The following is a 19,363-nucleotide window of genomic DNA, read 5'->3' on the forward strand; positions in this document are numbered from 1 at the left end:
GCAGGTCCATTTGCGTATCGGGCGGGATAGCAAGTTTTTTCGCAATAAACGGAATCAGAATAACTATATCTGATGTCGGTCTTTCGGGGGCTTTACCAGTTCGTTAAACGCGGCCTCCATTTGATCGTAATCGCACGCAGGCAGTGCATATAAATCCTCTCGCTCCAGATTTGCCAAGCGTGCCAGCATTGTCGCTGTCCGCTCTTCAAGACCACTTTTATCGTTACTGAACATAATACGATCGCGTAATTTTGGTTCGCGAATAGTAATTGTATCGCAGCTCTCGCCTTTAATAATAAACGGGCGAGAGAGCGTAATAGTCATACTGTCTAATAATGATTCCATTTTATTTGCCTTTTAATATACATGAAGGATTCGAGCGACGCCCGCAAGAACATCAACACCGTTAATAACGCGCTTCATTTTTGCAGGATGAATTTCGTAAATAATTCGTCCGTTTTGAACTCGTTTATAATAGCTCGGCGCAATCGTTACTGATTGCCCCACTGACGATTTTGAATCAGTCCCCTGAGCGTCATCAGTGATTGCTGTAATAAGTCCCTCGTAGGTATCAATACGCTCAAAATTTATTCCATATGAGTCTGTGTACGCACTACGAATTTCAAACCGCGTCTTGACTCCCGGTATTAACCCGAAATAGCTCATAACACCAGAATCAGAACCTGAAACTTTTAAACTTGCTGACATTTTCTCCATACCACCATCCAAGGTGATGGCTGTATCCATCGCGCCTGTTTTAAACTCGTCTTCGATTATTTTCATATCGACTGGAGTATATTCAGTACAATTTAAAACCCGTTCACCCTGCACGAATAGCGCAAACGCGCGGTAAGCGTTGCTATCTGACATATTTACTCTCCGAATTATCAGGCTGTTTCTTTAAAAAGGGAGGCCAGCGCTTCAACTGTATAGTCATTATTAATGCGGTACATTAACGTAATTGTTTGTGCCGGAGATTTCGGACCAAAATCAACATTAATATAAAGATTACCAGCGGCCAGACTTTCTTTTGTATTCAACTCACCGTCTAACCACGCACGCCCTCCGTTAATCGCACCCTGCTCCTCTAATTTGTGCAGATATGCGTTTATCGACTCGACAACGTCTGTTCCGAGATGCAGGTCTATCGGGCGATCAATAAAATCTGTCATCATTGCCCGGGCTATAGAATCTTCAATTACGTCAGCTGTCCGACGAACGCATTCAAACGACCACTGCGGATCCAGGCTGCACAGATAGTTACCCCAATGTCGGAATCCATCATAGCGAATGATGGTGCTTACCTGACTAGCGTTCAGCAGGTTCGCCGTGCAGTTTGTCTCGCCAATAATGAAATCATCAACCTGCTCAAGCCCTGTTATTCCATAAATATTTTGATTAGATTTGCTCCACCAAAACCCTTTTTCGTTGTCAATTCTGGCTCGTAAACCAGCGGCGATAGCTGAATATGGACGCGACAGATCACTGAGATCGCCCGTGGAAAACACACGCGGGCGTAGTATTTCCATGCGCGCGCTATATTTATGGCGGCGGTTAACGACGTCTGCGGGCGATGCCGTGCGTGGAGAATCAATATAGCCGACTCCACGTAATTTATTTGTGACTACCTCCAGCGCGGCAGCGACGTCGTCATTAGCGCTGTAATCAGGTGCAATCAAAATTCGTGGAGTCACCTGGTTTATTTGTCCCGATGTTAACAAAACGTTAATTCCGTTGATTACGTTCTCACGCTCTTTTGTCGCGTCTGTGTTTTCGTCTACGCGAACAACAACAATTAGCGCATCTGTCTGATTTAAAATATCAGTGATGGCTGCGGGGAGAGTGCCTGCTGCACCCAGGAGCGCCGCTTTTTTCTGACTACCTGCAATTAGTGTGGGTATGTTGACTGGAAATGGAGCGTCAGAACCGCCCGTCAGGCTCGTGACGGGCATCTGATAAACAATTCCGTCATTTTTACTGTCCTCGTCAATGCCTACACAAATACAATCCTCAGCGGTTCGCCCTTCACCGTGAGTCACTACGTCTTGCGCCAGCCGTTCCGGCTTGTTGTGCTGTCGGTCCCGAGCGTTAATTTTATTGTTCCGTCTGGAAGTGTGCTATATCCGTATTTAATTCCAGAAATACCCTTCTTAATAATTTCAACTGCAAATTTATTTCCGTAATCCCCATAATAGACCGGGAAAAAGGTGACTACATTATTTGCCAGCGGTGATCCCCACGTTAATGATGCCCTCTCCCCTAGCCCAACATCCGGTGCAGTACCAACAATCCCGATAACTGAAATATCGACTGTGTTGATCTCTTTTGTGCCGTCGTCGTATTCGAGCGTGCGAGGCCCATGTAAAAAATTAGTGCTCATTTCTTTTACTCTCCTGATTCGATTATAATTGGAGCCACATATTCAGCGACATCACCAAATTCACCGGCCAAAGCTCGCTCGTATAAATTCCTTCCATATAATGTGGAATCGGTTTTAGATGCAGTAAATAAAATATCACTACCGATACCTCTGATATCACATTTAACATCAATACTATTGCCTGATGTGCTAGAATAGCGCGGTAATTTTATATTTGAAAAATCATCATCTTTAAACATTTTATTTAGGCTACTCTAATGAAATTTGTTGCAAAACTCGCTGTAAAAATAGCTTCGGCATTACCGTCTGTCGGTTCGGAACTCGACGGCATATACCCTGAGAGCGCCCACAAGCCAGGCAGGGATTCTGCTGAAAATCCTATACTAATAATAACGTCGCTAATTAACTGCGCATTTTTTCTATATATATACGCAGGAAAAATCAATGAACCTGCAATAGTATCCCCGGGTTTATAGTGCATAACAGTCTCGTTACTAAATCCAAATCCTGCATAAACAACTGAGCCGACAGCTGCAAACGCAGGCACCACCGGTGCGAGGTCATCGCTATCATCAATTAAATTGTCTACGTCCTTTTTGGTGTAATAATCATCAAGATTAACGCCGATATTTTCCCGTGCCGTTTTTTGCGCCGCCGCGCCTTTGTCTTTAATTTCAGATAAATTTTTTCTTATCTGCAAATATCGCTTATCAGCATCGGCCTGACTCATTCCACTACTGTTATCAATAACTACGTTAACAGTAGACGTGCTGGACACCGCGAGCGTGTATTTATACGTAATTGAAATCAGCGCGCCGTTGCTGTCCGTAGGTTTTAAAATATCCGGTGAACGTGCAACTGAGTACAGTTCGCCTTTATCGGTTAATATTCCCACCTCACGGATAGTATAGCCGCCGGTTTCCGGTGGTACGTATAGTGTAAAGATAACCTGGTTACCACTATTTTCTGACGATTTAATATCCCCGCGATACGTCTCGTGAATTAATGCAGTACGCGCCGGATCCGGTGTTACGTCGTCGTTTCCGTTCGCGTCACCGATAACAAATTTGTTCAGCACCACCGGCACGCCTGACGCCAGCGCAGCGGCTTCGAGTTGTGCGCCGCGGTCTGTCAGTACTGCGTAAATTTTATTTTCAGCCATTTGGCCCTATCTCCACATTTAAACTAACAATTGGTGAGCCTGATATATATAATCCGCCATTTAATTTCACGCCGCCATCACCATCTGCCGGTATATTTACGCCTATTTTCGCGTAAGGTGTACCAGCTATAAAAAACTCACCATCAACACCAGTTTCGAAATTTATTTCTTTTAATAATGAACGACAATTTTTTGCATCAAATATTTGTGCAATAAATGTATTCAATAGCTCTAAATCTAACCCCATACTTTTTAGCAGATATATTTTAATTGCGAATGTATACGGGTCGTCCCTGGGTGTGGCTTCAAACCACTCGCGCATTTTGCTATTAAATCCGACAGTTAATAACGCGCGTTCAACAGCTCCACGGGTGCCGCGGTGTTTGTTTTGCCACGCGGCTGCTTTGATAATTTCGCGTTTTTGTCGCTCACTCCAGTCCGGATTCCAGTACGTAACCGCGTATTCCCACGCTAGCCATGGGAGCAAATTTGCGGGACACAGGTCGGGATTTTTAATAATTCGTATATCACCAGGCAAATCGCCGACATGAGATAAAACGGCTTCCAGCGCTCTTTCTGGTGTTACTGCGTTAGGAGGCAGTACACTCTGGCTCGTCATTGTCACCCCATCTGTACGCTGAGTTTGATTTCTGTGCAGTGTGGAGCCTGTCCGACGCCGGCGATCGCATCCTCTGTCGGTGATATCAGAATCACACGCTCAGTGCCGTCGCGATGTATCGCGTCGTAAATTCCTGACAGAGCTGCTGTTGCCCCGATTTTATGTTGTGTGGTCACGTAGACTTCAAGATCGCTCTGCGCGCCGTTGAGTAATACGTTCTGGTCGGGACCGAGCCCCGCTACGATAACGGCCTCAACCCGGTAATTCAGGTTCGACGCAGGTTTTACGGTCACGAAATCAGTTAGTGGCCGAGTGTCGTCAGGAGACAGGGCCGCATTCACTGTATTCAGTAGTGATTGCGGGGGTACACCGTCGCCTGTCCGGGACAAAACGTACATATCGACGTACCCTGGCTGAGTCACAGGCGGGCCGTATGCCTGCGCTGACAGAACATCGGGATCACTCGATAGCGCGAAATAGTTATACGCGTTTGTACTGCCGGCAGTATTCCGCGCGTACCATGATAGTTGTATGCGATGACGATACTCGTCGTCACTCTCGTAAACCGCTTCAGTCGGGGGGACTGAGTCGGGATTAGCTGGCGTTATCAACAGCCGCAGGCAGTCAAAATTAGCGCCAATCTGGTCGAGATCGCTATTTTTTGCGAATGCGAGCAATACAGCGAGCATCCCCTGATTTACCCGGGCTGTAATGATAATTTCTCTGTATGCAACTATTTCCAGCAGTTTAACTGCTGGGTCTGACTCCAGGAGCGCGTTAAATTGTGGATATAATATCTGCAGCTCTGACAGTAGATTAGATTTAACATCTGAAAATAACGGGGTTTTAACGAATGCTGGCGGCGGAAGCAGACTCATATCAATAGTTTTCACTATCGAGTTTTGAACTGTTGATGTTATCAAAATATCAGCTCCATATTATTAAACTCTAATCGCTGTTGTGTTTCGATATCTGTTGCGATAATTAATATTGTTATTTTCCCGATATCCACTGCTAACACATTTATTCTGTCAATTCTGACGCGTGGTTCCCAGCGTGCTATTGCGCCAGCGCTTTCCATAATTATCCGCATAGCAAGCGATGGATCTGTGGGATTATCAACAAGGTCAAATAATTTGCTTCCATATTCCGGCAGCATTACACGGGTTCCCAGCGGGGTCGTTAAAATATCAACGATAGACTGACAAATGTGATCAGTCCCCGATAAAGGCTTACCGGTGTCACGGTTCATTCCAAGCATATTTACGCCATTGGTTGATTTGGTTTCTCTGTTTCTCCGTCAGGGCATATGTGCGTATGCCCGTTATATGTAATACGCATCTCATTCATTGTGCCTTGTCGGTCCCGTACCTCTTGCCCTGCTAACACACTACCGCGGGTTGTGATATTACCTGTTCCACCGTTATCTCCAGTGACAGAAATATCGTTACGGAATGTCGCTAATTTATCTACTAGTAATGTCTCGGTAATATGAGTTGGACCAGCTAGTGTTATCCCACCCGGAGCCCACGCACTGATTGTTTGAGCTGTCAGCGATATTCTGTTCGCAGCAGTAACACTAACAGAACTCGTTGCTGGTGATGCTGCCAACTTACTGATTTAGTGTATGATGGTGTTTTTGAGGTGCTCCAGTGGCTTCTGTTTCTATCAGCTGTCCCTCCTGTTCAGCTACTGACGGGGTGGTGCGTAACGGCAAAAGCACCGCCGGACATCAGCGCTATCTCTGCTCTCACTGCCGTAAAACATGGCAACTGCAGTTCACTTACACCGCTTCTCAACCCGGTACGCACCAGAAAATCATTGATATGGCCATGAATGGCGTTGGATGCCGGGCAACCGCCCGCATTATGGGCGTTGGCCTCAACACGATTTTCCGCCATTTAAAAAACTCAGGCCGCAGTCGGTAACCTCGCGCATACAGCCGGGCAGTGACGTCATCGTCTGCGCGGAAATGGACGAACAGTGGGGATACGTCGGGGCTAAATCGCGCCAGCGCTGGCTGTTTTACGCGTATGACAGGCTCCGGAAGACGGTTGTTGCGCACGTATTCGGTGAACGCACTATGGCGACGCTGGGGCGTCTTATGAGCCTGCTGTCACCCTTTGACGTGGTGATATGGATGACGGATGGCTGGCCGCTGTATGAATCCCGCCTGAAGGGAAAGCTGCACGTAATCAGCAAGCGATATACGCAGCGAATTGAGCGGCATAACCTGAATCTGAGGCAGCACCTGGCACGGCTGGGACGGAAGTCGCTGTCGTTCTCAAAATCGGTGGAGCTGCATGACAAAGTCATCGGGCATTATCTGAACATAAAACACTATCAATAAGTTGGAGTCATTACCCCCTCGGTGTTTTGAATTTCGGAAAGGACCCGCGACCAGGGGGGCTATATCCCTTTCAGGACAGGAATCGGGGGCTCGCATCAGGTTCATCAAACTCGACTGTAGCCTCGCGGCGTACTTGTTTGCATACATCAGCTTTGTGTATCTCATTATCAGCGTAAGCTTTCACTTTGGCAGCGAGCCATCCTTTTGCGCTGTATCGATAGACTACCGAACAAAGTTTTCCCTATGTGTATATATCTTGAAATTATTGATATCCTTACAGAAAAACAACAACCATGAGAACGCAAAAAATGAACAGAGAAAAAATTGAAGCCTTAATGAGCGTAATATTAAAAGAAGCTGACCCAAAAAAGTTTCCTGAAAAGTTATCAGAGGACACCATCGTATCTTTTTATCGTGCGAACTCCTCTTACCTACATTGTCCAACTTTAAGAGAATGGTTAAGCGGCGAAGCAGAGCCTTCAGATGAGATACTTGAGGAGATTATGATTCAGAACAACTGGCGCGCAACTAAATGGTCAAATCGGTTACCTTAACCTGTTGAAGGTGTGGCGTCTTAAAACAAAAAGGCGGCCGCTCGTTTAAGTAAAACGTCTCTTACATCAGGTACCAGCTCTTTGGCACTTTTTCCAATGAGCATAGTACACGATTTTTTCTGTGCAGATTTTTACGCACGCTGCAAAGTTGTTATTTTATGTGCCGCTGAACGGTGCGTAGTTCAGCTTCAGCGCTTCCCACCGGCCTTTAAGAGAGATATCTGATTTAGCATGTCATGTGATGAACGGTTACTGCGGAGTTCTCCAGTCCGGTTTTGTCATTCGTTTGCTTCCTATACAATCATGCTTTTGACACTATAAGGGATAAGCAATGACTTACGGTAAGTACAAAATAACTCTATCTAAAAATAATGGCAGTTATATCGCAAAATACATCAACACTGAGACGGGAGATAGAGATGAATTATCTTTATCATCACGTTCGCTATTGCTTGAGGCATTGCAATCAAACCTTGAGCTTGATGCAATGAATATATCAGACCTAAGAGAGGATATTTTAGCCCTCTAAGTAAAAACTTTTGTTGAGACGATGATTGCCATTACTATGCTCCGATAGTAATGGCAATAAAAACCTGCTCCAAAAAACAGTCAAAACACACTTTAACAACGGCTATAAATCTACAGCCTGATTATCCTTAACCCACCCATCAAGCTCACCATCAGAATGTATTTCCACAGCGATTACATCTGTGGTTTTATGCAGATTTTTAAATTTTATTTCTAAATCAGATGCGCTGGGATTTACAACAACAATAGTTTTATTGTTGGCTCGATATGCTGCATTAGTGATATACGAAAAGGTTTTTAATTGAACACTAACATCCCCTATCCCAACGGACTCAGCAGAGTCTTGCATCAAGGTTCTATACATTGTCAACCCCAGAATTTGCTCTAATCTCTTATCTTTTTTCCCATAGTTTTTCTGTGCAATTAAAATAATCACATCTTTATCATTTTTCTTTTCTGCTATATTACAAACTCGATCCATCACTGATTCTAACGCCGATGCATTCTCTCCCGCCGCTTTGATTCTGTAACAACTCATCACCTTCTCCATTTATTTATCGGTTGACAACGAATTAGCTCATAAATAATAGCCAAAAATCTTTTACAAGTCGATAAAATAAATATTACTTCACGCTCTCCCTATATGTTTCACTGTCGTACGATTAGCAAGAGTCGCTTCGGTGTATGTCGAATGTGTGCAGCCTACCAGCGTGAAGAACGCGACAGCTAAGAGGAGTTTTTTCACATTTTGCCTACGCTTCTGAGATAGATTTCTCAGCATTCACCAATGGAAGTGATTGTGGAACATCCGTTTGACCTGCTGGCCAGCGATAGCCAGTAACGCGTGAGCTCGGAAACGCTTTGATATTCACTGCGTCTGCCTGATTGCCACCCAAAATCATTAAATCCCCGGCGGCATTTTTCCCGACAACAAAACCAACGTGGCCACCGCCAGACCGAGACAGAATAGCAATGCATCCATAGGCAGGTTCCTTCAGTTCATTACCCCAATCGAGATAAGAATTCGCAGACTCAAAACGCGTTGAGCGAATACCAACACGTTCCAGCATTGCTCCGGTGAAGGCGGCGCACCATGGTGTTTCGTCATCCTTAATACCGCCGCGTTTGATATCTTTCCAGTACTGCACAATTTCTGCAGCGTGTTGCTTCCCTTTCATTTCCCGGATGCCGAGATTTTTTCGTGCCTCAATTAGCCATTTAGGATCGGTCATTACCTGTCTCCTGTTATTTTTGAAATATTTCCTCGTGCCCGCCAGACAGCAATACAGATGGTGAGGTTGAGAAAGAACTCTGCGGGATCAACCTGCGTATATTTTCCGTATAAAATTCGTAGGGCTATCCAAGCAGCAGACAGAATCGCCAGGTAAGCAGTTAGTGAGATAAAAAAACGATAGCGGCCTGTTTTTTGAAAAAACATCAACCGTAGTGCCAGCATCAGACAGATAATTGCATTGGCATTGATGAGGACAGAGTGCAGGGTCATTATTTCATCCCCTTATCTGATTTCCATAAACGAGCTTGTGACATGATCCGCAACAGTGATGTAACGCTGATTACTGATGCAACCAGTGCACCAATGGCGGGAGAGACTTTTACTGTTACGGGAGGGTTCAGGTGACTCAGCACCGCATTCAGAATACCGGTAATGATGGCTGATGCTGTCTCAGCGCAATACACACCGCCAACAAACGAAATGAGTGCGAAAATAACCTGCTTCCAGAATCGATGCTGCCCGGACGACAACACATAGAGAGCTGCGCCAGCCAGCGCACAGATCATCACTGCAGGTGTTACCTCAGGAAATAACGCAGCAAACGTCACCCCCGCCGAGCCAGCAGCAACGCCAGCGGTTAGAGGTTCAGACATGATTTTTCCTGATTCAGAAACGACAAAACCCCGCCGTGGCGAGGTTCTTAGAAATTTGGCAACATACCAAATTAGCGTTAAATATGGTCTATTTTGTTCGGTTTTGCAAGCATTATACGCAAACGTCGTCTAAATGGTTCTGATAGTGATGCAAAGTTGCAAGAAGTGCCATTTCATCAAGTGCTCTCACCGCCTCTTTCATTCCTGCCCAGTGCGGGGAGTATGTTTCGCACCAGGTGGAACGAGAAACAGACAACATTCCAGCTAGCGCAGACCCGGCCATCTCCTTAAAATCCTCGCGTTTATTTGCTGCTGCAACCGCCTGCACGGACAACCACACCAACGAAAGCAGGCGCTTAACTACTTTTCTCTGAGTTGACGCGGGGATGTGTCCTTTATAGCGACTCCAGACAGCCTCACAAATAGCTGTTTGGTGTTTGAACGCCAGGTGACCACCGTAGCAATAGCGCAACCACGCCTGCTGGCTAACGTCGAGCGAATTCACGGCGCGGCGCCACGATGAATCAGCGAATTCAAAATCATTCATCGGCGGCGCGGGACGACGTCTGCTGAAACTTTCCAGGGCATAAACTGGCGTAACCAGAGCATCAACGGTCCGGTCCTCCAGTTGCACACGATGAATATGTTTGCGTGGGTATGCGTTTTTATCTGCTGGCGGGTGCTCACACAATGCTTCCAGTTGCCCCTTAGAACCACCAGACAAATCCCGTAATGCAGCGCGCAGTTTTATGCGGGTATATTCCAATAAATACTCGTTACTCATCAGATAAACTCCTCATCGCGCCAGATAGCCAGTGTTCTTAAAACTCCCTCAGCGTGCATCAACAACAATGAGTCGTACTCGTAATCCGTTTTTGTACGTCCGTCGATAGCATCGTGACACGCACTACAGGCGATAGCGCCCTGCATATCGTGAGGTTTGATGGCTGTGCCGCACGTTCCGGCGAGACGATAATGAGCCAGTAAGCTGGTTTCAGGATTGTGATTGCACACACCGGGGATACGCACAGTACAAGCGCGACCACGTGCAGCTTTTCTCAGGTCGATTTTTTTCATGATGTGTAATCCAGCAGCTGCGCGGCAGCATTTTCAGCGGCCTCCTGAGAGGCAAACGTGCGGAACAAAATATAATTCCACAGCACATCTAAAACGGCTGAATACAGTTGACCGAACTCAAGATCGTCCATCGCAGCAAACGAGATTGAACGAGGTACGCGCATCAAACTGCCGTCTGGCATCTGATGAACGTCATAAAACCCAGCTTCCATAATCGCCCATGCGCGAAACGCCTCGAACGACTTAACCGCACTGATATTCCCCGCGCGCTTTTCCGACTCATCGAGAAGATACTGATCAGCCAGCTCTGCCATGACATCACCGTGTCCACCGTAATACGCCAGTAACTTAACGTAGCCATGGACCAGTTCGCGCTCCGTAGGAGAAATAGCCCCTCCGGACGGATGCCAGTAATCAAAGCCCAGGTTTAGAAGTGAGAAAAATTTACGATGAAACGCGGGATTACGCGCCTGTTTGAAATCTGCATACACAACAGCACCTGGTTTGACTCGTTCAGTCAACCAGCGTTGCGTGTCTGGTGTCGCGGGTATTAGCGAACCGCCGGATACCCTGATAAATGAATGCTGCGCCATGGTTAACTCCAGGTGGCGCGGCAGTGTTCAGAAAATGGTGCCGGGTGTTCAATCCAGCACCGATATTATACCGTGTTTTACGCGTCAGGGGGTGTAATAGTATATCCAGCTATTTCTGCCAACTCGAGAAACGCCATCAGGCTGGCAATCCGTTCATCATCAGTCAGAACACGCACACCAACGATGTGTCCGTCCTTACGCTTGATAACAGCTCGGCATGTTTCCGGTAGTTCGCCTATAGATTCTTGAATATTCATGTCTTCCCCCTAACGCCATTACCTGTATATTTATACAGTATTTTATGGCATTTGTCATAACGCCAGATACAATGAGGGAATAATGAACAATTATATTCACGTCGTGAATTTTATTAAACGGTTTTATAGGGGATTAAACCGTTTATGGTCATTATTTATCACTCCTGTAAATTGAAATTAACCATTTTCTAATCGTCGACGCTGCAGGTGGGTCAGAGTATTTCGCCACAAAAATACCGGATATGTATTGCACACCACGCGATAATGGCGCTGTCGGGTTTTCAGTAAAAAAACGATCAGCCAGTTCAATGGCTTCGCTTTTTAATCTGTGCTGTGGTCGTCCTCCGCCCTTAGTGCCAAGGTAACGCGCCAGTTGTTTGAAACGGTAGGCGATGATCAACGGTCGCATCATCATATTGAAAAAATCGCGAGCATCGTTGTCAGCGCCTTGCGCTATCAACAGTGCAAAAAACAGATACGGGATTGTGTACACTTCAGGAGATATACGAACCCGTTCACAGGTTGGTGGAGCTAACTCAATAAGTAAATCAGCCAGCGGATCCCCCTTTTCTCCACGTTTGTAATAGCGATACAGCGGCCCGATATCAAGTTCACTCGCGTCGATTTCAGGATGCCCGGCAACGGCTGTACGTATCTCTTCTGCCAGAGCGTCAAATATTGCTCCGGTCCGCTCAAGATAGAGCCTCCGGGTCGAGCCGCGATCATCCAGAGCTCGTAACATATCTAACCGGCTAACGAAAGTTTCAGGCCAGTCCTCATAGAAGGTTTTCATAATTACCTCGAATAATAAAAACTGCATTATTTGCACAATTTATTATTCGTTTTCACATCGTGAAGTCTATAAAAAAGAAAACCCGCCGAAGCGGGTTAGTAAATTATTTGCGCTAAGTTATAAGGCCACACCGTAAGCTTTTTTATGCATCCTATGGTTATAGGTCATATTGTATGCTTCAAAAATATCTATTCTTTTGTTCTAACGTCAACACCTACCCTTAAAAAAATAATTCTCTAAGAATGAGAGAATTATTGTGTGTATTAGATAAGATATGAGCTGACACATCTATGGCGAGGAGCCGAATTTAATCTGACAGTCCACTTTGTGCCAGAAGCAGGCACTACAAACATCGCGGTGTGTGATTGAATGGGGTGAGCAGTGTATACACAGCTCCCCCCTACATTTAGGTTAATAAAGAATTCTACTTATGCACACGCCGCTTTTTCAGAGGGGTTACTAGGCCACTGCTTGCTCGTCGCTACCTTATTGAGGCTCAGAAATAGGATTTGCTGAGTTCCACCATGTATTGAATGTTAGTCTTAAAGCTAGCCACCACGCATAAATAGCGAAAGGGGAATTGCACCCATCCTCATCCAATAGTCCATGAGCCAATTCGTTCCGCAAATTTGGACCAAAGGCGTTACAGAACAACGATTCGAACTCAAAGACGAGATCTTTACCAAATACTTGCTCGGCCTCTGGCAAACCCACCAACGTGCTCATACCATTCTCGTTCTCAATTCCATCCTTGTCGAGGTTAGTGGTTTTGGTTCCTGCTTGCTTAAGATGCACGCGCACCAAGTGCTCAATCTGAGGGATCAGTAAATGAAGCGCGGTAACGAAATCACGTTCGTAACCTGCAAAAAGTCCCTTGCCGAAAAGGCCAACTCGCTCTTTTGGCACAATGGGTGAATGGCGAGCTAACTCGATAAAATCGCTCTCGCGCAAACGATGCTCAAGCAAAAGTACTTCAAGGGCTGGCCAGATGTGGGCTTGAACCACAATACTAACTAAGATTCCATAGTCACGAATCATCTCGGCGCGAATTGCAATTTCGTCGTCCTCTGTCAATTCTCCACCGAGTCCCATCGCAGGGCGCTTGGCAATGACCCTGCCATCGCGACTCATCACGGTTACGGCAAACAGTGATTGCAAGGGATGCTGACGCATTCTTTCCAATGCACTGTTGCGCAGTTCTTCTGCATTCACGCCACGATGTAGGTTCGCAAATGCGAGCAACGCATTTTGTGCAGATTTCCCGGTGACGGATTCCCTCGCCTTTTCGATAACCTGAGTGAGATCTACTCCAGGAGTTTGAATGAGCCCCATCTCTCCTATAGCTCTCTCTCCCGAATTGTTTAGGTGGACTCGCAACTCGGCAATTCGCTCATCGACCTGATGTGTAGAGCGTTCGGCCCGAGGAATCGTTCTGTATATCTGAATGGCATTTTCGTAAAAGCTCGCTGCCACCATGTGGCTAGGACTTTCCGATGCAACTCGCGCAACGGCTTCTTTGACCCACCCTTCAGCTACCAATACTGTCATTTCTGCAGCTTTGGCCTCGTCAGGAATAAGCTTATACCACTCGGCAGCAGCAGAAAAATACTCCCGCGCCTTATGCAAATCCCCTTCATCATCAAACCCGCGGGCCAACGCTTCTAGCTTCGTTGACACATCCGTTCGATGTGCCCCCCCCAAGCGGTTCGATTTTAGAAGGTCGGCCAACCAAAGCCCAAGAAAACCGTCGTCTCGAATTGACGCATGAAACGCGGCAACGATTGTCGTCTCAATTTGCTGGAGTCTATCTCCAGCACCACCTTTTAGCATTCGAGCCAAGCTTATGGCGCGAGACCAACAATCCCGCCCTCCATGTATCCATGTATCAGTGTCTAGTGGAAGGCTGCGGTAAGCGTCGATAGCCTTCAAAGCGAATTCGATGTTACGAGGCTTACTCTTCAACCAGACCAAATCACTGAGTCGCGCCTTCAGCCAATCGTTGTCTACCCCATCAACGATCTCTGCAAAGAACAGAATATCTGAATCAGAAATGTCATCAGGGACGACTGACCTGCGGTCATGAAAGACAGCAAAAGGCTTAAAGGGTTCATTAGGACTCGACGGCGAAAGCATCATCGAACAGGCATCTGCAAGCAACCATAATACCTTGCCGTGTTCAATTCGTCCTTGCTCAATGGCATCACGCGCAGCATCCGACAGCGCTTGCCACATCGCCGAATATCCTTCGCGGGTAGCTTGGGCAATTGAATCCTTCCAGTCTGACGTATTGAAGTCCTGAACCGAAATAGCCAAGTCCAACGGGTAACGTTCGTTCTTCATTATTTATCACCTTTAACCGATGCAACATTCATTCGTAGTTCGTCAAAAATGTGTTTTGAATTGCCACAAATAATCTTGCCACTTCTGAGCCATCAGAACCAAGAAGAAAGTCCGCTTCTCGCTCCAGGTGGATTTGCCAATCCTTTTCTGGCTGCTTTGTGCAAGAGCAGACTGTGGATGCATAGTTGTACCATCACACAAAGCTTTACATTCTAATCATAAAAGATAAGGATATCTCTGCGAATGACACTGGAACTACGTTGGATGTATTTATTTGATAATCGTAGTTTGTAAGTGATAAATAATTGTATCGGGGTTTCCATATTTTTTGAGGTGTTGTGTGTATCTATTTAAATATTACAGGCCGGATTTTTTCTTTGAAAAAGCCATCAGATACAACGAATTATATTTTTCGTCTACAGAGCAACTAAATGACCCTAATGACTTGAAAACTTCTTATTTCTTTGAGGATAGACCTGATCTCTGGCAAAGTCTTCTAGAAAGCGAGGTGATTTTAGGTGTCAAAAACTTAAAAGACTTTCTGGATTTGGGCGATGGTAGGCTTGCAAAGCAACTGTGTCGCATATTTTTAGGCTCTCCTATTGATGGCTCCATAGAAGGGCTTCAAAGTGTTTTCACAAAATACGACTCTGAAGTAAAGGCTGCTTTAAATCAACACATTAAACAGGTCGATTTAATTGATTTTGGTGTGCTCGAGGATTCAGATAAGTCAATATCTCGACTGGAATCTATTTGCTCCAGCGGCATTAGAGAGAGGGTTCTCAAAGGATTGCGAGTAGGTGTCTTTAGCGTTTCATTTTCGAGCAATGCTTTAGAACCAATGATGTGGGCACATTACGCAGCTGGTTTCAAGGGTTGTGTTATTATCTACCATGCACAAAACAATATTATCCCTTTGAAGAGAAATATTTATTCAGAAGAATATATTAACTACCCTATTGATAGCGTTGAATATAGAAACCATGAAAAACATATACCGGTTCTTCAAAGTGCTTTGACGGATGATATTGCAATCAGAGAAACTCTTTTAGTGAAAAATACCTTCTGGCAATATGAGGATGAAAAAAGAATTTTTCTCACCAAAAGGTATTTGACGCAAAGTTTTGGCAGGCTTAATTTTGCATTGTCTAATGATAATTCAGGACGTATACATCACCATGCCCCACCATTGATAGCTGGTGTTATTTTTGGACCAGGCTTCGATGAACATAAAAAGGAACCAATCGAATTTCTTCTTCGCGATAATAGAAGACATAGCCCTTGCGCCCCATTTTATTTATTTGACACTGAGCTTACCAGTTCTGGAACTATGAAAATAATTCGATGTAAGGAAGTTGAATCCAGTTTCAAAACCGGTAATTCAGGTGAGATATCAATTAAAGATTTACAAAAAACATTGATTAAATTTGGTATTACAAAAAAATGATGGGTTCGTGCGTTTAGAAATCGTTTCTGCGTCCAAAGCCATCTGCCAGGAAGACTGGTAAAGACAGTCCGCACTTCGCTCACAGCGGACCTTCAGTTGTTCGTCCACTCTGTGCCAAGAGCGGACATTGATTATTCCTCTCTGTAAAAATCTTAATGCTAACTAGTGGGAACTATAAGTTGTCAATTGACATGATTGTGTATATTTTGCGATGAAAATGTTAAATTTCAGGTATCGTTATATGGATATTAATGAATTTCCACCGGGAGTAATCGAACATCTTGGCTGGTATGTCTACCGCCTGATTGACCCGAGAGATGGCAGTACGTTCTACGTAGGGAAAGGGAAAGGTAATCGTGTCTTTGCCCATATGCGTGGTGAGGTTGCTGCAGTGGATGATGATGATGAGTTACTGAGTAACAAACTCAAACAACTTCGGGAGATCAGATTAGCTGGTCTTGAGGTTATCCATGTTATACATCGGCACGGTATGGCTGAAGAAAAAACGGCTTACGAAGTTGAAGCAGCTCTCATAGACGCCTATCCCGGCTTGACTAACATCATGAACGGTGCTGGCAGTAACGAGTTCGGTGCTGCACACATCAAAGAATTAATCGCTACGTACCAACCTGAAACAATTACGTTCCAACATAAGACCCTAATGATATCGGTTAACAGGAGCTCAAAGGATATTGACCTCTATGATGCTGTACGTTTTAGCTGGCGTGTCAGCCTTGAACGCGCTCGTAAGGCTGAGGTCATACTGGCGACAGTAAGAGGAATTGTGAGGGGCGTATATATCGCAGATGAGTGGCTCAAGTCTACCCGTGAGAATTTCCCAGAGATACCCTCATGGGATGCGGATGATGAATTTGAAGCTACGCAAAGTTCCCGCTTTGGGTTCCGGGGTAGGGCTGCACCTCCTGAGATTACACAGCTTTATTTAGGTAAGAAGATCCCTGATGATCTCAGAAAAAAAGGTGCTATGTCTCCTGTGAGATATTCTCCCGGATTTGATTTCGGAATGGAACTGGATTTTAGATCGTAGCCAATATATGGCAGTAATGAATATTTCGGGGATCGTGTTTGCTGCGGTCATGGTTACCATTATTAGTGTGCTGAACTGAAATGACTAAGCGAAATAAAACCCCAAAATTTAACTTGGACAAAGCTCGCAAAAAAGAGATTCGCGCAGCCTTAACCAGCGTGGGTATGACCCCTCAACATGATGGCTGGGCGGATTTGTTTATGTACGCTTATACAGATGGCAGCAATTTAAACGGTTTGCAATTGGCCAAAGCCTTATCAGTGCATCCAACACTGATAAATGGTTTATCGCGCGGCATCAAATTAAAACCAGAGAAAGCGCTCTCCAAAAAACGACCATCAAAACCTACGCTGGCCGATAAACGCCGCGAGGCCAAACAGAAGGTCAATATGGGCTGGGAAGCGCTGATTCGCACTATGCCTATGCAAAAGCCAGGCGCACGCAAAAACCCTGAAACAGAAGCCCTTTGGGAGAATGCCCGTCGCCGTGGCACGTCCCAGGCCAGCACGCCAGCATTTACGCCGACAATCATCCCGCGCAAGGTTTCCGCTCAAATCAACACCGAATTACCAGGCCTGCAATCAACGCAGATGGAAACACCGAAACGGTATGATTCTGTGAGCATGACATCAAAAGTTACGACAAAGCTGGATAATCGCGTCCTACAGGATTTTCTGGCAAAACACATTCCAGCCAGCCAGCGTCGTGATGTTGAGCTTTATATCCACAAACACCAGCATGAAGCCACCACGACCATTGAACTGGTGCAGCGGTACCTGGATGAGCAGGAAGAAAAGCAAATCATCCGAGAAGCCGAGAAGCTGGCCGACGTTGTTCCGGAACTGGTAGCCGATGATCCAATCATCATGTCGCAGGAAGTAGTGGTCGTCGTGGAGGAAGAGAAACCCGCGCCCGCACTTGGCCAACCTGCCAAACTCCACAGTACCCGAACCGCGCAGCGCATCGTTGAGCAGCGCGACGCGACGGCGCATATGCAGTTTGTTGAATGGGTATGGAATAATTTTGCTGGCCGTTGCGCGGTGACTGGCTGGCAGAACGGCGAACGATTGCAAGCGGCGCACATTGAGCCAGCTACCTCAGGCAATTTTAGCGCTGATAATGGCCTGTTGTTGACTCCAACGATACACGACTTACTAGACGCAGAGCTGATGGCCGTCAACCCTGAAACAATGACCGTACATTTTGCCCCAGGTATTGAGCTCGGCGCGATGTTTGAAGGCAAAGTGATTGAGCCTAAATTATGGCCGCTGAACATGGCCGCGTTGGTTAAACGCTGGAAAGAACGGAAATTCTGATTAAATATTTTAATCACCATCGTGCTGGCTGCCATCGCCTATATGGCGTTGCCTCATCACTCGAATCCGAATGCATAATCTTATCCGAGTGGGGAAAGTGCACCACCAAAACATCGAAACAGGAATAGAAAATGAACGGAATATCAAAAATCATCTTAGCACTGACCGCTGGATTTACGCTGTCCGGATGTGTAAGCCATACCCCAAAAAATTCACAACCAGATCCGGCTGCAATCGAGGCGGCAAAACTTGCGCAGTACACCGATTCACAGCTTTGCCAGGCAGAAGATAATATAGAGCCATTGCTCAACCTTAATCCATCATCTCATCCTGAATTTAATGAAAATTATCGCCGCGCCCAGGCTATTAAAAAGGTGATCGCCTCTCGTAATTTAAGCTGCTACCGCCTGAAAATGGAGAGGGCAGAACAGGCTACACCAGCACGCCCGTTAAGCCCACGACAAAAACAAGCGAGGGCATCCGCTGTTTGCCAGGCTTACGCCCAGCGTACCCGATTTGCGGATCCGACAGTCACATTTCAGATGTGCGGGAAAGGATTCCAGTCTACTTCGGCAAAATGTAAGGAAGATTTGGCGAGTTTTGAACGTGAGTCTCAGAAACTTAGAGGTACGGCCAGAGCGGAATATGTTGAAATTAGCAGTGCATTTCGGGCAGGCTGTACTTTAAAATAAAAAATGAAGTAATTTTAATAACGCAATTGAATTTAAAAAAAATCAATGCCTACTCGGTGCCATATACAGCCATGGTTATTAACAGCAGGGAATAATTCCACACTGAAATTAAATGTCTACCTTTTACAGTAGAAATAGTTCCTCCAGGACACTATCCATTGCCGGGCACAATCACTCGGGGTATAACGATATAAAATATGTTCATGATAGTGCAGGTTCGTATATTAAGTTCAGCAGCGAAAACATGCCCTGCAGGTTTCCGGTTTTGGGAGCGTCGTTACAGGATCCTGTGCATACCGTTCCCATCTGTTGAATTAAAG

24 protein-coding genes and 1 pseudogene are annotated in these 19,363 nt (G+C 45.7%); 7 read left to right on the forward strand and 18 right to left on the reverse strand.

Features of this window, described 5'->3' with window-relative positions; translation table 11 throughout:
- Positions 1-63: 63 nt before the first annotated feature.
- The 8 genes and pseudogenes from HUZ68_RS13325 to HUZ68_RS13365 all read right to left on the reverse strand — a co-directional run bounded on the left by HUZ68_RS13325 (position 64) and on the right by HUZ68_RS13365 (position 5,422).
- Positions 64-345 carry a phage tail assembly protein gene (locus tag HUZ68_RS13325; protein WP_033814644.1) on the reverse strand — a complete coding sequence of 94 codons (282 nt, stop codon included), beginning with the start codon at positions 343-345 and terminating at the stop codon, positions 64-66.
- 12 nt (positions 346-357) lie between these two features.
- Positions 358-870: a phage major tail tube protein gene (locus HUZ68_RS13330; RefSeq protein ID WP_228192727.1), complete on the reverse strand. Its 513-nt coding sequence runs from the start codon at positions 868-870 to the stop codon at positions 358-360.
- Between the two features lie 17 nt (positions 871-887).
- Positions 888-2,380 (reverse strand): annotated as a pseudogene (locus HUZ68_RS13335) (phage tail sheath C-terminal domain-containing protein).
- A gap of 5 nt (positions 2,381-2,385) precedes the next feature.
- Positions 2,386-2,619 carry a hypothetical protein gene (locus HUZ68_RS13345; protein ID WP_129468656.1) on the reverse strand — a complete coding sequence of 78 codons (234 nt, stop codon included), beginning with the start codon at positions 2,617-2,619 and terminating at the stop codon, positions 2,386-2,388.
- 5 nt (positions 2,620-2,624) lie between these two features.
- Positions 2,625-3,542, reverse strand: coding sequence for a phage tail protein (locus HUZ68_RS13350; protein WP_223718777.1), 918 nt, complete (start codon positions 3,540-3,542; stop codon positions 2,625-2,627).
- Entirely contained in the window at positions 3,535-4,161 is a 627-nt protein-coding gene (locus HUZ68_RS13355) for a phage tail protein I (RefSeq protein WP_033814642.1), read from the reverse strand. The genes HUZ68_RS13350 and HUZ68_RS13355 overlap by 8 nt, the downstream gene beginning before the upstream one ends.
- A gap of 2 nt (positions 4,162-4,163) precedes the next feature.
- Complete coding sequence (locus HUZ68_RS13360) at positions 4,164-5,084, reverse strand: baseplate assembly protein (RefSeq protein ID WP_033814641.1); 921 nt, start codon at positions 5,082-5,084, stop codon at positions 4,164-4,166.
- Positions 5,081-5,422: a GPW/gp25 family protein gene (locus HUZ68_RS13365; protein ID WP_033814640.1), complete on the reverse strand. Its 342-nt coding sequence runs from the start codon at positions 5,420-5,422 to the stop codon at positions 5,081-5,083. The genes HUZ68_RS13360 and HUZ68_RS13365 overlap by 4 nt, the downstream gene beginning before the upstream one ends.
- Positions 5,423-5,813: 391 nt before the next feature.
- Here HUZ68_RS13365 and HUZ68_RS13370 point away from each other — a divergent pair.
- The 3 genes from HUZ68_RS13370 to HUZ68_RS13380 all read left to right on the forward strand — a co-directional run bounded on the left by HUZ68_RS13370 (position 5,814) and on the right by HUZ68_RS13380 (position 7,594).
- Positions 5,814-6,511 (forward strand): IS1-like element IS1B family transposase gene (locus tag HUZ68_RS13370; protein ID WP_095033700.1). Its coding sequence is split into 2 segments (ribosomal slippage): positions 5,814-6,063 and positions 6,063-6,511, totalling 699 coding nucleotides; the frame shifts between segments, so codons are not numbered across the junction.
- 293 nt (positions 6,512-6,804) lie between these two features.
- On the forward strand, positions 6,805-7,065 hold the full coding sequence (locus HUZ68_RS13375; RefSeq protein WP_223718780.1) for a hypothetical protein: 261 nt from the start codon (positions 6,805-6,807) through the stop codon (positions 7,063-7,065).
- Between the two features lie 331 nt (positions 7,066-7,396).
- Positions 7,397-7,594, forward strand: a complete 198-nt coding sequence (locus tag HUZ68_RS13380; protein ID WP_033814632.1) for a hypothetical protein — start codon at positions 7,397-7,399, stop codon at positions 7,592-7,594.
- Positions 7,595-7,696: 102 nt separating this feature from the next.
- Here HUZ68_RS13380 and HUZ68_RS13385 read toward each other — a convergent pair whose 3' ends face one another.
- The 10 genes from HUZ68_RS13385 to HUZ68_RS13430 all read right to left on the reverse strand — a co-directional run bounded on the left by HUZ68_RS13385 (position 7,697) and on the right by HUZ68_RS13430 (position 14,540).
- Positions 7,697-8,131, reverse strand: a complete 435-nt coding sequence (locus HUZ68_RS13385) for a hypothetical protein (RefSeq protein WP_033814631.1) — start codon at positions 8,129-8,131, stop codon at positions 7,697-7,699.
- A gap of 214 nt (positions 8,132-8,345) precedes the next feature.
- Entirely contained in the window at positions 8,346-8,825 is a 480-nt protein-coding gene (locus HUZ68_RS13390; RefSeq protein WP_033814630.1) for a TIGR02594 family protein, read from the reverse strand.
- Entirely contained in the window at positions 8,825-9,097 is a 273-nt protein-coding gene (locus tag HUZ68_RS13395; RefSeq protein ID WP_033814629.1) for a phage holin family protein, read from the reverse strand. Before HUZ68_RS13395 ends, HUZ68_RS13390 begins: the two co-directional genes overlap by 1 nt.
- Positions 9,097-9,480: a putative holin gene (locus HUZ68_RS13400; protein ID WP_239593896.1), complete on the reverse strand. Its 384-nt coding sequence runs from the start codon at positions 9,478-9,480 to the stop codon at positions 9,097-9,099. Before HUZ68_RS13400 ends, HUZ68_RS13395 begins: the two co-directional genes overlap by 1 nt.
- 112 nt (positions 9,481-9,592) lie before the next feature.
- Complete coding sequence (locus HUZ68_RS13405) at positions 9,593-10,264, reverse strand: bacteriophage antitermination protein Q (RefSeq protein ID WP_112925024.1); 672 nt, start codon at positions 10,262-10,264, stop codon at positions 9,593-9,595.
- Positions 10,264-10,557: a DUF1364 domain-containing protein gene (locus HUZ68_RS13410; RefSeq protein WP_033814627.1), complete on the reverse strand. Its 294-nt coding sequence runs from the start codon at positions 10,555-10,557 to the stop codon at positions 10,264-10,266. Before HUZ68_RS13410 ends, HUZ68_RS13405 begins: the two co-directional genes overlap by 1 nt.
- A complete protein-coding gene (locus tag HUZ68_RS13415) occupies positions 10,554-11,150 on the reverse strand; it encodes a DUF1367 family protein (protein WP_033814626.1) in 597 nt (198 codons plus the stop codon). Before HUZ68_RS13415 ends, HUZ68_RS13410 begins: the two co-directional genes overlap by 4 nt.
- 77 nt (positions 11,151-11,227) lie before the next feature.
- The gene (locus tag HUZ68_RS13420) at positions 11,228-11,407 is read right to left on the reverse strand and encodes a hypothetical protein (protein ID WP_001025459.1); all 180 of its coding nucleotides are present in this window, start codon (positions 11,405-11,407) and stop codon (positions 11,228-11,230) included.
- Positions 11,408-11,558: 151 nt separating this feature from the next.
- Complete coding sequence (locus HUZ68_RS13425; protein ID WP_033814681.1) at positions 11,559-12,200, reverse strand: hypothetical protein; 642 nt, start codon at positions 12,198-12,200, stop codon at positions 11,559-11,561.
- A 486-nt stretch (positions 12,201-12,686) separates the two neighbouring features.
- Positions 12,687-14,540, reverse strand: coding sequence for a DUF4209 domain-containing protein (locus HUZ68_RS13430; RefSeq protein ID WP_033814625.1), 1,854 nt, complete (start codon positions 14,538-14,540; stop codon positions 12,687-12,689).
- A gap of 340 nt (positions 14,541-14,880) precedes the next feature.
- Between HUZ68_RS13430 and HUZ68_RS13435 the strand changes: the two genes are divergently transcribed.
- The 4 genes from HUZ68_RS13435 (at position 14,881) to HUZ68_RS13450 (ending at position 19,043) form a co-directional block, all read left to right on the forward strand.
- Positions 14,881-15,987: a DUF2971 domain-containing protein gene (locus tag HUZ68_RS13435; RefSeq protein ID WP_044808003.1), complete on the forward strand. Its 1,107-nt coding sequence runs from the start codon at positions 14,881-14,883 to the stop codon at positions 15,985-15,987.
- A gap of 241 nt (positions 15,988-16,228) precedes the next feature.
- On the forward strand, positions 16,229-17,035 hold the full coding sequence (locus HUZ68_RS13440; protein WP_024247653.1) for an LEM-3-like GIY-YIG domain-containing protein: 807 nt from the start codon (positions 16,229-16,231) through the stop codon (positions 17,033-17,035).
- Between the two features lie 80 nt (positions 17,036-17,115).
- Positions 17,116-18,351: an HNH endonuclease signature motif containing protein gene (locus tag HUZ68_RS13445; RefSeq protein ID WP_033814623.1), complete on the forward strand. Its 1,236-nt coding sequence runs from the start codon at positions 17,116-17,118 to the stop codon at positions 18,349-18,351.
- 131 nt (positions 18,352-18,482) lie between these two features.
- Positions 18,483-19,043, forward strand: a complete 561-nt coding sequence (locus HUZ68_RS13450) for a hypothetical protein (protein ID WP_097315362.1) — start codon at positions 18,483-18,485, stop codon at positions 19,041-19,043.
- Positions 19,044-19,363: the final 320 nt, after the last annotated feature.

The sequence above is a fragment of the Shigella dysenteriae genome (assembly GCF_022354085.1).
Classification (GTDB): Bacteria; Pseudomonadota; Gammaproteobacteria; order Enterobacterales; family Enterobacteriaceae; genus Escherichia; species Escherichia coli.

Excerpts from the sequence above, each read along its gene's own strand:
- HUZ68_RS13405 (WP_112925024.1), bottom strand. The coding sequence starts at position 10,264 with ATGAGTAACGAGTATTTATTGGAATATACCCGCATAAAACTGCGCGCT.
- HUZ68_RS13350 (WP_223718777.1), bottom strand. The coding sequence starts at position 3,542 with ATGGCTGAAAATAAAATTTACGCAGTACTGACAGACCGCGGCGCACAA.
- HUZ68_RS13420 (WP_001025459.1), bottom strand. The coding sequence starts at position 11,407 with ATGAATATTCAAGAATCTATAGGCGAACTACCGGAAACATGCCGAGCT.
- HUZ68_RS13330 (WP_228192727.1), bottom strand. The coding sequence starts at position 870 with ATGTCAGATAGCAACGCTTACCGCGCGTTTGCGCTATTCGTGCAGGGT.
- HUZ68_RS13345 (WP_129468656.1), bottom strand. The coding sequence starts at position 2,619 with ATGTTTAAAGATGATGATTTTTCAAATATAAAATTACCGCGCTATTCT.
- HUZ68_RS13440 (WP_024247653.1), top strand. The coding sequence starts at position 16,229 with ATGGATATTAATGAATTTCCACCGGGAGTAATCGAACATCTTGGCTGG.
- HUZ68_RS13445 (WP_033814623.1), top strand. The coding sequence starts at position 17,116 with ATGACTAAGCGAAATAAAACCCCAAAATTTAACTTGGACAAAGCTCGC.
- HUZ68_RS13400 (WP_239593896.1), bottom strand. The coding sequence starts at position 9,480 with ATGTCTGAACCTCTAACCGCTGGCGTTGCTGCTGGCTCGGCGGGGGTG.
- HUZ68_RS13425 (WP_033814681.1), bottom strand. The coding sequence starts at position 12,200 with ATGAAAACCTTCTATGAGGACTGGCCTGAAACTTTCGTTAGCCGGTTA.
- HUZ68_RS13325 (WP_033814644.1), bottom strand. The coding sequence starts at position 345 with ATGGAATCATTATTAGACAGTATGACTATTACGCTCTCTCGCCCGTTT.
- HUZ68_RS13390 (WP_033814630.1), bottom strand. The coding sequence starts at position 8,825 with ATGACCGATCCTAAATGGCTAATTGAGGCACGAAAAAATCTCGGCATC.
- HUZ68_RS13415 (WP_033814626.1), bottom strand. The coding sequence starts at position 11,150 with ATGGCGCAGCATTCATTTATCAGGGTATCCGGCGGTTCGCTAATACCC.
- HUZ68_RS13395 (WP_033814629.1), bottom strand. The coding sequence starts at position 9,097 with ATGACCCTGCACTCTGTCCTCATCAATGCCAATGCAATTATCTGTCTG.
- HUZ68_RS13450 (WP_097315362.1), top strand. The coding sequence starts at position 18,483 with ATGAACGGAATATCAAAAATCATCTTAGCACTGACCGCTGGATTTACG.
- HUZ68_RS13410 (WP_033814627.1), bottom strand. The coding sequence starts at position 10,557 with ATGAAAAAAATCGACCTGAGAAAAGCTGCACGTGGTCGCGCTTGTACT.
- HUZ68_RS13365 (WP_033814640.1), bottom strand. The coding sequence starts at position 5,422 with ATGCTTGGAATGAACCGTGACACCGGTAAGCCTTTATCGGGGACTGAT.
- HUZ68_RS13380 (WP_033814632.1), top strand. The coding sequence starts at position 7,397 with ATGACTTACGGTAAGTACAAAATAACTCTATCTAAAAATAATGGCAGT.
- HUZ68_RS13430 (WP_033814625.1), bottom strand. The coding sequence starts at position 14,540 with ATGAAGAACGAACGTTACCCGTTGGACTTGGCTATTTCGGTTCAGGAC.
- HUZ68_RS13385 (WP_033814631.1), bottom strand. The coding sequence starts at position 8,131 with ATGAGTTGTTACAGAATCAAAGCGGCGGGAGAGAATGCATCGGCGTTA.
- HUZ68_RS13355 (WP_033814642.1), bottom strand. The coding sequence starts at position 4,161 with ATGACGAGCCAGAGTGTACTGCCTCCTAACGCAGTAACACCAGAAAGA.
- HUZ68_RS13375 (WP_223718780.1), top strand. The coding sequence starts at position 6,805 with ATGAGAACGCAAAAAATGAACAGAGAAAAAATTGAAGCCTTAATGAGC.